This window comes from Vibrio rumoiensis 1S-45 (assembly GCF_000286955.2).
Taxonomy (GTDB): Bacteria; Pseudomonadota; Gammaproteobacteria; order Enterobacterales; family Vibrionaceae; genus Vibrio; species Vibrio rumoiensis_A.
In genome coordinates this window covers 70,199-82,154 of the sequence record NZ_AJYK02000026.1, presented here as the reverse complement: position 1 = coordinate 82,154, position 11,956 = coordinate 70,199, and the positions used below count along the sequence as shown (strand labels likewise).

Genomic DNA, 11,956 nt, shown 5'->3' with positions numbered 1-11,956 from the left:
TCCAGCTGAGCTACGCGCGCATCGATTTCTGATTGTTCTATTTCTAGAACTTTCTTAATGATAACCAAGGTGCAAATCATGGTATTTAAGAATTCACAAGAATGGCGGTGAGGGAGGGATTCGAACCCTCGATACGGCTACAAACCGTATACTCCCTTAGCAGGGGAGCGCCTTCGGCCTCTCGGCCACCTCACCGTCTTGCGGAGGCACATATTACGTTTTACCCAAAATATGTCAAACATTTTCTTGGGAAAAATCAGTAAAAACAGTTCAACAGGACAGTATTCAATCAACTTAGCTGAAATATGACCTATTTCGCATATTTACATCGTCATTATGGGCCAAATATCAGTTTGAAAGATTGAATAATATAATCTCAAACCAATGATTTTCATCTATTCCTTTCTGCTTTATTTGATCGTTATTTCAAGGTCAAATAAAGCAAAGGCCAGCTATAGCTGACCTACTTACAAGCATAAAAAAGATTAAAAGTTGCCAGTTGGCGCACTACTATTACCTTTTTCCGCTTGAATACGCATGTAAATCTCTTCACGATGAACTGATACTTCTTTCGGTGCATTAACACCGATGCGTACTTGGTTGCCCTTTACACCAAGTACAGTAACAGTGACTTCATCACCAATCATTAACGTTTCACCAACTCGGCGAGTCAAAATTAGCATTCTATGCTCCTTGAGTAATCTCTATTTTTATTTCAATAACGCTTATTATCTATTATAAGTCTCATTTAGGTAAGTAAACTTATCGATAAAAATGCACATTTACAGCCATTTAATGCTTTTTTCATATCAATCAACCTAAAATTGTGTCTAGGTGATTAATTTGAATTACGCAGCATAAAAATCCATTTATAAAACCAATAACTCGCACAATAATTCAAACAATCGACAACAAGTGTTACTTATGAACGCTTATCCATCTTTTCAGCTAGTTAGTATAAGCGGAGTTGATATTTTAAGCTACCGCTGTAGTGTTCCAGTTTATGTCATTGTGTCACATAATTTTCTTTAGATATAAAAAAACAGCGCATAAAATACGCTGTTTTTTTGGTTTAATCATTCGATTAAAGCTTTTCAGTAATCCATGCTTCAGCGTCAACCAATGCAGTTGGAAGCGCAGCACAATCCGTACCACCAGCTTGAGCCATATCAGGACGACCGCCGCCTTTACCACCAACCTGCTGAGCTACAAGGTTCACTAACTCACCCGCCTTCACTTTAGAGGTTAAATCTTTAGTCACACCAGCAATTAAGCCAACTTTATCATCAGCTACGTTACCTAATAAAATGATGCCACTGCCAATTTGATTTTTAAGCTCATCGACCATACCGCGCAATGCTTTATTGTCTGCACCATCAAGCTGGCTGATTAGCACTTTAACACCTGAAATCTCTTTTACTTGGCTAATTAGGCTTGCACCTGCCTGAGAAGCCAGTTTGTCTTTCAATTGCTGAATTTCTTTTTCTAATTGCTTAGTTTTAGCGACACCTTCTGACACTTTTTGCTCATATTGCGCTTGTTGTGCTTCCAATGCATCTAACGCGGCTTCACCCGTTACCGCTTCAATACGGCGAATGCCCGCAGCGATACCGCTTTCAGACGTCACTTTAAATAAGCCGATATCACCCGTATTAGCCGCGTGAATACCACCACATAGCTCAGTTGAAAAATCACCCATGGATAAAACACGAACTTCATCATCGTATTTTTCGCCAAACAGTGCCATGGCACCTTTTTGTTTAGCTGATTCAATATCCATCACATTGGTTGCAACTTGATGGTTACGGCGAACTTGTTGGTTCACTAAGCGTTCGACTTCACGCAATTCTTTATCACTCACCGCTTCTAAGTGAGAGAAATCGAAGCGTAAGTTTTCAGCACGAACCAATGAGCCTTTTTGTGTTACATGCTCACCTAATACTTGACGCAATGCAGCGTGTAACAAGTGAGTAGCAGAGTGATTAAGCGTGATAGCTGTACGGCGCTCAGCATCAACATGTGCTAATACTTTATCGTCTTTTGCCATGACACCTTCAATCAACTGACCGTGATGGGCAATAGCATTACCTAGTTTTTGAGTATCACGAACTTCAAATAAGCCTGAATCCGTTTTGATTACGCCCGCGTCACCACACTGACCACCGGATTCTGCATAAAACGGTGTCTCTCCTAGAATTAGAATCGCTTCCGTTCCTGCACTGATGCTGCCCACTTGCTCTGCTTCAACAAAGATTTCTGCTATAACGCTTTCACCAGACACATGCGAGTAACCACAAAAATCAGTATCCGCTTCTGTTTTGATAGCTTTGTTGTAGTCAGTACCAAATTGGCCTGCTTCACGGGCACGTTGACGCTGTGCATTCATGGCTTTTTCAAAACCTTCTTCGTCAATGTTTACATCACGCTCACGTGCAACATCATTGGTCAGATCGGCTGGGAAACCGTAAGTATCATAAAGTTTGAAGACCGTTTCACCATCTAAAGTTTTGTTGTCGCCTAGTTCATCAATCGCTTCATTTAAGATAGCCATACCGCGATCAAGTGTACGAGCAAAGTTTTCTTCTTCGATGCGAAGTACTTTTTCAACCACTGGTTGTTGTTTCTTCAGTTCTTCACCGGCAGTACCCATGACTTCAGCCAGTTTATTAACCAGCTTATAGAAGAAGGTGCCATTTGCGCCTAATTTATTGCCATGGCGAACCGCGCGACGAATGATACGACGCAGCACATAGCCACGGCCTTCATTTGATGGCATGACGCCATCCACGATTAAGAATGAACAAGAACGAATGTGATCGGCCACAACGCGTAATGATTGGTTATCTAAATCTTCCGTACCAATTATGGATGCAGCTTCTTTAATTAGAGTTTGGAAAACATCAATTTCATAGTTTGAATGCACGCCCTGCATGATGGCAGAGATGCGCTCAATCCCCATTCCGGTATCAACCGACGGTTTTGGAAGCGGTTCCATTGTCCCATCAGCATGGCGGTTAAATTGCATGAAAACGTTATTCCAAATCTCGATGAAACGGTCGCCATCTTCTTCAGGCGTACCCGGGCGTCCGCCCCAAATATGTTCACCGTGATCGTAGAAAATCTCAGTACAAGGGCCACAAGGACCGGTATCGCCCATTTGCCAGAAGTTATCTGACTCGTATGCTTTACCGCCTTCTTTATCACCAATGCGAACAATGCGATCCGATGGAATACCAATATCTTTATTCCAAATTTCAAATGCTTCATCATCGGTTTCATAAACCGTAACAAGCAGTTTATCTTTTGGTAGCTGTAGAACTTCGGTTAAAAATTCCCACGCATAACCAATCGCATCATGCTTGAAATAATCACCAAAACTAAAGTTACCTAACATTTCAAAGAAGGTATGGTGACGAGCAGTAAAACCAACATTTTCTAAATCATTGTGTTTACCACCAGCACGAACACAGCGTTGAGCCGTGGTAGCTCTCGTGTAATTGCGTTTTTCGGCACCTAGAAAACAATCTTTAAATTGGTTCATGCCTGCGTTGGTGAATAGTAAAGTTGGATCATTAGCAGGAACTAATGATGAACTATCGACAATTTGGTGTCCTTTACTTTCAAAGAACGAAAGGAACGCGCGGCGTACCTCATCAGTGCTCATATACATGCAATTCTTCCGGAAATATTCAAGATATAATTTTTCGACATTGTAAAGGATGAAGCGTGTTTAGTAAAACAAGTTACCACCTTGCTTGATGGTAACTGCCGCAATCAATCTATTTGCTCAAAACTGGACAATGCATATCGTATTTGATCAAAACTAAAGCCACGGTATTGTAGAAACCGAACTTGCTTTGCATACGCTTTTTGATCTTCAGCCGGTTTACCTTTAAATTTCTTTTCTGCCGTTTCTTTAGCAAGCTCAAACCAATCTTGTGGCTCTTCCTCAAACGCTTGCTCAATCACATACTCAGAAACCTGCTTTAAATTCAGTTCTTGCTGAATACGACGTTTACCATGCCCCTTATAAACATGCTGTCGTACTTGGCTTTTGGCGTAACGCAAGTCATCCATCCACCCATTACCAATGCAATAAGCAAGCGCTTGGTTGATGTCATCCTCTTCAAACTCTTTTAAACTGAGTTTCTGCCTTAATTCATACTCACCATGATCACGGCGACTTAATAACTGCACGGCGACGTCTTTGGCGGATAATTTCGATTTCGCGCGATACATGAATTATTTCTCCTCCAAGTATCTATATTACGTTGCATCCCTCATGAAACTTGGATACAAAAAAGCCCTGAATCAACAGGGCTTAAATTTTACTGAACACCATTCGTCAGTTGGACTTGGGTTATTCTTCTGTTTCTGCAACTTCTACTTCAGCAGTGTCTTCTAGCACAGCTGGAGCAAGTAGCAATTCACGCAGTTTAGTATCAATTTCTAACGCAATTGCTGGATTTTCACGAAGGTAGTTGCAAGAGTTTGCTTTACCTTGGCCAATTTTATCGCCTTTATAGCTATACCAAGCACCCGCTTTCTCAACAAGCTTATTTTTCACACCAAGGTCAATTAATTCACCTTCACGGTTGAAACCTTTACCGTATAAGATTTGAGTTTCAGCTTGTTTAAATGGTGCAGCAATTTTGTTCTTAACCACTTTAATGCGAGTTTCGTTACCTACAACTTCATCACCATCTTTAATCGCACCAGTACGGCGAATATCAAGACGAACAGAGGCGTAGAATTTAAGTGCATTACCACCAGTTGTGGTTTCAGGCGAACCGAACATGACACCAATTTTCATGCGAATTTGGTTAATGAAGATGGCCATACAGTTAGATTGCTTAAGGTTACCCGTTAGCTTACGCATGGCTTGAGAAAGCATACGTGCTTGAAGACCCATGTGGCTATCGCCCATTTCGCCTTCAATTTCAGCTTTTGGTGTTAATGCAGCAACTGAGTCAATAACCAATACATCAATCGCGCCAGAACGTGCTAATGCATCACAAATTTCTAATGCTTGCTCACCTGTATCTGGCTGAGAAACAAGAAGATCATTGATGTTCACGCCAAGTTTTTGTGCGTAAATTGGATCAAGAGCATGCTCAGCATCAATGAAGGCACATGTTTTACCAACACGTTGCGCTGCAGCAATTAACTCTAATGTTAAGGTTGTTTTACCTGAGCTTTCAGGGCCGTATACTTCAACGATACGTCCCATTGGTAGACCACCAGCACCCAATGCGATATCCAAAGCAAGAGAACCTGTAGAAATCGTTTCTACGTCCATTGTACGGTTGTCACCCAATTTCATAATTGAGCCTTTACCAAATTGTTTTTCGATTTGGCCAAGTGCCGCCGCTAGAGCCTTTTGTTTGTTCTCGTCCATTCTTATTCCACCTATCAGATGCGTTAAACTATTTCTTACCAAGATGTATTTATTATACTGTTGATTTGTACAGTGTCCACACCTGTGTGTTATTTTTTTTATTTCGTTGAAATCAATTTAGTTTTCGACGTTTAATTCTATCCGAGCTAAATACGCTCTAATCACCATCAAGAATATCTTCAAGTTTATCTAAGGCGTGGAAACAGGCCTGAATGCGCACTTCTTCACGATTCCCATTAAAGACAACGGTTTCATACTTAATAATACTCCCCCCCATCGCCCAGGCAAAACAGACGGTTCCCACCGGCTTTTCATCACTACCACCATCAGGTCCAGCAATACCACTAACTGCAATCGAGCACGTTCCTTTAGATCGCTCTAACGCACCACCAGCCATTTCTTGTACAGTTTGTTCACTGACGGCGCCAAACATCAATAACGTTTCTGATTTTACGCCAATCATTTCCATTTTAGCTTCATTACTGTAGGTCACAAAGCTGCGGTCAAACCAAGCAGAGCTCCCTGCTGTTTCAGTAATAGCAGTCGCAATACCACCACCTGTGCATGATTCTGCTGTAACCAATACTTGTGATTGTTGTTTCAGCTTGATCCCAACCCGCTTACTTAGCACGCGTAACTCTGCATATGTCATTCACATCAGCCTTAATTTTAATATTAATTGTTTGATTTTGTGACGATACTTAACTTTTTAATAAAAATCATTGCCATAAATCACAGCAACAAAAGTTAACTCCATCGCAACATTTTAAAACTTCTATACTCAATAACTTCAATAACCAACGTGATTGAAGCGACTGTTTCAAACATAAATGGGAATATGATTATAACAATAAGGGAAGTTATCACTATGAAACAAATAGCTAAAAAAGCATTAATTGCACTCTCTCTCGCAGTCTCACTGCCGGTTGTGGCGGCAAGCTACACGATCGGCACGGGAAGTCAAAGTGGTACCTATTATCCTTTAGGCGGGATTCTTGCCAAAATTTGGAGCGAGAATATCGATGATTTTGATATGCGCGCTGAAGTTACCGCGGCATCAGTTGAGAACACCATCAAGGTCGCCACCAATAAACAACTGGTTGGTATTGCGCAGGGCAATGTTGTACTACAAGCCAATGAAGGCACTAAGCCTTTCCCTCGTAAAATGGATGTTGCGGTCCTTTTCGCTCTTTACCCTAACGCCGTTCAGTTTATGGTACCAGCCGACTCTGATATTCATTCGATTAGCGATCTGAAAGGTAAACGCATTTCTGTCGGTGCTCCTGGGTCTGGCACTCGAGTCAGTAGCATGAACATTCTAAATACCTTAGGGGTTTCTGAAAGCGACATTAAACCCCAATCTCTTAACTACACAGCAACCACAAATGCTCTCGCGAATGGTCAAATTGATGCTGGTGTTATCGTCGGCAGCTTAGGCGTTGGCGCCATCACTGAGTTAGCTTTGACTCGTAAGATTCGTATTCTCTCTTTCAGCGCTGATGAAATGGCAAAAGTCATGCAAGCGAACCCTTCTTATCAAGCGCTCGAAGCTCCAGCTGAAACTTATAAAAATGTCCCAACCTTTACCACTCCTGCCGTTTGGAATGTTTTGGTAGTCAATAAAAACATGAGTGAAGACATGGCTTATGAAATGACCAAAGTTGCCTTTGATAACATGGCTAAGATCCGCCAAGTTGTCGGTGTGACTAAGTACACAACACTTGAGAACATGAATAAACTGTCTGGTATGGCACTACACCCTGGTTCACAAAAATACCTTGATGAGCAAATGAAAAAATAATCGTCTGGCTTAATTGGTTTTTTCATACGGAGTATTAAATGACAAAATCCACATCTATAAGCCAAGCTTTTACCGATAAGTTAGTCCTCATAGCAGCTGCGGCTGCTATTTGTCTTTCTATCTTTCAGGTATGGCAAGGTTTGCAACCTACATTATCGGCGCCGGTTTTTAGACCCATCCATCTGGCATGGATTTTGGTCTTAGCCTTTTTACTTTACCCATTAGTTAAAGCGGATAAACACAGTGCCCCATTGTATTTTTCCGCTCGCTTGCTGGATATTATTTTTATCATTGCCACTTGTTGGGCAACCTATCAAATCACTATTTTTGATTATGATGACATCAGCTTTTTACTTGATGGCTTGCAACCTCTTGATCAAATCGCAGGTGTGGTTCTGATCATATCCCTTTTAGAAGCCACTCGCCGAACCGTCGGTTTTGTGATGGTTCTCATTGCCGCATTATTTTTAGTCTATGCCTTTTTTGGTGATGCACTTCCTGCTGGGATTGCGAGCAAAGGTTTTGCGTTAGAAGAAGTGATCCGCTTTCATATATTTTCAACCAATGGCGTCTTTGGTGCACCGCTAGCGATTGCCGCTGGTGTGGTATTTATCTTCGTGTTATTTGGTGCATTTTTACAAGTTACCGGCGCAGGTCAATTCTTTATTGATGCGGCTTTTGCGGTAGCGGGTAAGTATCGAGGGGGTCCTGCTAAAGCCAGTGTTTTAGCCTCTGCTGCGCTCGGTTCTATCTCAGGCTCTGCCATCGCCAATACCGTAACCACTGGCGCGCTCACTATTCCGATGATGAAAAAGCTCGGCTATAAACCAGAACAGGCCGCCGGGATAGAAGCCGCCGCTTCAACCGGTGGTCAAATCATGCCACCTGTCATGGGGGCTGGTGCGTTTGTGATGGCGCAATTTACCGGCATTCCTTACAGCGACATTTTATTGGTATCGATTGCTCCAGCTATTCTTTATTTTGCCAGTACTTTGCTTTATGTGCATTTAATGGCATGTAAATTGGGCCTACAGGGAATGAGCGTTACCGAAAAGATCGGCATTGTGATGAAGAATGGCTGGCATTTCTTAGTGCCATTGGTGTTTATTACAACCTTATTGTTAATGAGCTATTCACCAGTGTTAGTCGGTATCGCAGGATGTGCAGCTATCTTAGTGGCCGCCATGATGAGAAAACACAGCCGAATTAGTTTTCCTGTGTTCTTACAAGGCATGAAAGAAGGTGCTATTTCAGCAGTACCTATTTCTGTTGCCTGCGCCACTGCCGGTATTGTTGTAGGCGTGGTGGGCCAGACCGGAATTGGCCTTCAATTTACCCAATTCTTAATTGCTTTATCGGGTGGTTATTTATGGTCGGCACTTGGACTCATTGCCATTGCAGCGGTGATCTTAGGAATGGGTTTACCGGTTACCGCCGCCTATATCGTGTTATCCGTCATGGCGGTTCCAGCCTTAAATGACTTTGGATTAGGCTTGTTAACCGCTCACATGATTGTGTTTTGGTTATCACAAACGTCAAACGTCACACCGCCAATTGCATTAGCGGCCTTTGCTGGTGCTGGGATTGCGGGAGCGTCACCAATGAAATCAGCCATTCAAGCCTTTAAGCTGGCTCAAGGGTTCTTTATTATTCCGGCCATGATGGCGTTTTCTGGCCTCATTTGGCTAGATGGTGAATTAACTCACTTCTTTATTGGAATAATAACGACTCTAGGTTTGATCTTTGCGTTTGCAGGCGGTATCGAAGGTAGGCTAATTAACACTCTAAGTGCCATTCAACGTGGATTATTATTAATCTTAGCTTTGGGCATTTTATTTAGTGATGACATCTACCGCTTGGGTTGCTTAGCCTTGGTTGTGGTCATTATAGTGATTAATGCTCGCAAGCCAGAAGCGACAACGGCTTAATCCGTTCGCTCCATTGTGAATATACTTGGGTGAACATAACTTGGCTCATGACGTAGATTGATAATTGACACTTCAATCAACACCATGAGTCATTTTTCTTCACTCACCACCTCTTTCCATTGCTTTCTCCCGGTATGAAAAATATCATGTCGCATTAATTAGAAATAACCTGGGTGATAAGCGTGGCCAAAACAGAAACTCATACTCCAATGATGCAGCAATATTTACGTTTAAAAGCGGAAAATCCGGATATTTTGCTGTTTTATCGTATGGGCGATTTTTACGAATTGTTTTATAGCGATGCCAAACGCGCTTCTCAATTATTAGATATTTCACTGACCAAACGTGGTGCCTCTGCTGGCGAGCCAATCCCAATGGCGGGCGTTCCTTATCACGCAGTAGAAGGTTATTTAGCGAAACTGGTTCAATTAGGTGAATCGGTGGCCATTTGTGAACAAGTTGGCGACCCTGCCACCAGCAAAGGCCCAGTGGAACGTAAAGTAGTTCGTATTGTCACCCCCGGTACGGTTACCGATGAAGCTCTATTACCTGAGCGTATTGATAACTTAGTCGCAGCTATTTATCAGCAAGATGACAAATTTGGTTACGCGACATTAGATATGACTTCAGGTCGATTCCAACTTTGCGAACCTGAAACCGAAGAAGCGATGCAAGCCGAGCTGCAACGTACCTCACCGAAAGAATTACTGTATCCAGAAGATTTCTCCAGCCAACAACTATTAGAAAAGATAAAAGGTCAGCGTCGCCGCCCAATCTGGGAATTTGAACTCGATACCGCCAAACAACAACTCAACATGCAATTTGGTACAAAAGACTTAATTGGCTTTGGCGTCGAAAATGCCAAGCTAGGATTGTGCGCCGCTGGATGTTTGATCCAATATGTCAAAGATACCCAACGCACCGCTTTGCCACACATCCGCTCACTGACATTTGACCGACAAGATGATTCCGTAATTTTAGATGCCGCCACTCGCCGTAACCTAGAGATCACGCAAAATTTAGCAGGCGGTACCGACAGCACTTTAGCGGAAGTACTGGATAAAACGGCCACACCGATGGGCAGTCGCATGTTCAAACGTTGGCTGCATCAACCAATGCGTAACAACAAGGCGCTTAATCAACGTTTAGATGCGATCTCTGAAATCAAAGAGGACGCTTACTTTACCGAGCTTCATCCAACCTTAAAAAGCATTGGGGATATTGAGCGTATTTTGGCACGTCTTGCTCTGCGTTCAGCTCGCCCTCGCGATTTAGCGCGCTTACGCAATGCGATGCAACAATTACCAGAATTAGCCAGTATCACGCAAAGTTTCAAACACGATTATCTGCAAAAACTCGCTAATGACGCCAAGCCTATGGATAACATTTGTGAGCTATTAGAAAGATCCATCAAAGAAAATCCACCCGTGGTGATCCGTGATGGTGGTGTATTAGCCGATGGTTACAACAGCGAATTAGATGAATTGCGTAAACTGGCCAGTGGCGCGACCGACTACTTAGACAAAATGGAAGCAGAAGAACGTGATCGTCATGGTATCGACAGTTTAAAAGTCGGCTATAACAATGTTCATGGCTTCTTTATTCAAGTCAGCCGCGGACAAAGTCATTTAGTGCCACCGCATTATGTGCGCCGCCAAACTCTTAAAAATGCAGAACGTTACATCATTCCTGAATTAAAAGAGCATGAAGATAAAGTTCTGACATCTAAATCAAAATCACTCGCCTTAGAAAAACGTTTGTGGGAAGAGTTGTTTGATTTGCTGATGCCGCATTTAGAAAGCATGCAAAATTTAGCCTCGGCATTATCTCAATTAGATGTTCTGCAAAACTTAGCCGAACGTGCCGATAGCTTAAATTACTGTCGCCCAACCCTATCCAACAAAGCAGAGCTATCGATTCAATCAGGGCGTCACCCTGTGGTGGAGCAGGTACTCGATGTGCCTTTTATTGCTAACCCTATCGATTTAAACCCGCAACGCCAAATGCTGATCATTACCGGTCCGAACATGGGGGGTAAATCCACTTATATGCGCCAAACTGCTTTGATTGCTTTACTCGCGCATATCGGTAGTTACGTACCAGCAGAATCAGCAACCATCGGCTCCATTGATAGGATATTCACTCGTATCGGCGCGCAAGATGACCTCGCTTCAGGCCGTTCGACTTTCATGGTAGAAATGACCGAAACCGCCAATATCCTCCATAATGCCACCGAAAATAGCTTGGTATTGATGGACGAAATTGGTCGTGGTACCAGCACTTATGATGGCTTATCACTGGCGTGGGCAAGCGCTCATTTCTTAGCCACTAAAATTAAAGCCATGACGTTATTTGCTACTCATTATTTTGAGCTAACTGAACTACCAAGCCAAGTGCCTAATCTTGCTAATGTTCACTTAGATGCTATTGAACATGGTGACACCATTGCCTTTATGCATGCAGTACAAGAAGGCGCAGCTAGTAAATCCTATGGTTTAGCCGTCGCAAGCTTAGCTGGTGTCCCTAAATCAGTGATCCAACAAGCTAAAGTTAAATTAAAACAATTAGAATCCCTTGGGCACCAAAAAGCCACCAGTTCAGCGGGTGCAGCAGCACCGACTATTGCATCGACAATTGCAGAGCAACAATTAAGCCTCATACCTGAAAGCAATGAAATCGAGCTAGCCCTTGAGCAGATCAATCCAGATGATATGAGCCCACGTGAAGCACTCGATGCGCTTTATCGCTTAAAAACACTGCTTTCTTAGCGTTAGCAGAGATACTCACCTCCATAATGAAAAAGGGAAGCCACAATGGCTTCCCTTTCTT

Annotated in this window: 8 protein-coding genes and 1 tRNA gene; 3 read left to right on the top strand and 6 right to left on the bottom strand. The window is 42.7% G+C overall.

Annotated features, from left to right (window positions below; translation table 11 throughout):
- Window positions 1-102: 102 nt before the first annotated feature.
- From A1QC_RS04140 to A1QC_RS04115, 6 genes are all read right to left on the bottom strand, one after another.
- Window positions 103-195: transfer RNA gene (locus A1QC_RS04140), tRNA-Ser, on the bottom strand.
- Window positions 196-485: 290 nt separating this feature from the next.
- Window positions 486-683, bottom strand: a complete 198-nt coding sequence (gene csrA / locus A1QC_RS04135) for a carbon storage regulator CsrA (RefSeq protein ID WP_017024213.1) — start codon at window positions 681-683, stop codon at window positions 486-488.
- A gap of 401 nt (window positions 684-1,084) precedes the next feature.
- On the bottom strand, window positions 1,085-3,670 hold the full coding sequence (gene alaS / locus A1QC_RS04130) for an alanine--tRNA ligase (RefSeq protein WP_017024212.1): 2,586 nt from the start codon (window positions 3,668-3,670) through the stop codon (window positions 1,085-1,087).
- Between the two features lie 104 nt (window positions 3,671-3,774).
- Entirely contained in the window at window positions 3,775-4,239 is a 465-nt protein-coding gene (recX, locus tag A1QC_RS04125) for a recombination regulator RecX (RefSeq protein WP_017024211.1), read from the bottom strand.
- Window positions 4,240-4,360: 121 nt separating this feature from the next.
- Window positions 4,361-5,398 (bottom strand): recombinase RecA, encoded by a 1,038-nt coding sequence (gene recA / locus A1QC_RS04120; RefSeq protein ID WP_017024210.1) that lies wholly within the window; start codon window positions 5,396-5,398, stop codon window positions 4,361-4,363.
- A 157-nt stretch (window positions 5,399-5,555) separates the two neighbouring features.
- Window positions 5,556-6,050 (bottom strand): CinA family protein, encoded by a 495-nt coding sequence (locus A1QC_RS04115; RefSeq protein ID WP_017024209.1) that lies wholly within the window; start codon window positions 6,048-6,050, stop codon window positions 5,556-5,558.
- 216 nt (window positions 6,051-6,266) lie between these two features.
- Between A1QC_RS04115 and A1QC_RS04110 the strand changes: the two genes are divergently transcribed.
- The 3 genes from A1QC_RS04110 (at window position 6,267) to mutS (ending at window position 11,895) form a co-directional block, all read left to right on the top strand.
- Window positions 6,267-7,199 carry a TAXI family TRAP transporter solute-binding subunit gene (locus A1QC_RS04110; RefSeq protein ID WP_017024208.1) on the top strand — a complete coding sequence of 311 codons (933 nt, stop codon included), beginning with the start codon at window positions 6,267-6,269 and terminating at the stop codon, window positions 7,197-7,199.
- A 38-nt stretch (window positions 7,200-7,237) separates the two neighbouring features.
- Complete coding sequence (locus A1QC_RS04105; RefSeq protein WP_017024207.1) at window positions 7,238-9,127, top strand: TRAP transporter permease; 1,890 nt, start codon at window positions 7,238-7,240, stop codon at window positions 9,125-9,127.
- A 209-nt stretch (window positions 9,128-9,336) separates the two neighbouring features.
- Window positions 9,337-11,895, top strand: a complete 2,559-nt coding sequence (gene mutS / locus A1QC_RS04100) for a DNA mismatch repair protein MutS (protein WP_039836197.1) — start codon at window positions 9,337-9,339, stop codon at window positions 11,893-11,895.
- The last annotated feature ends 61 nt before the right edge of the window (window positions 11,896-11,956 follow it).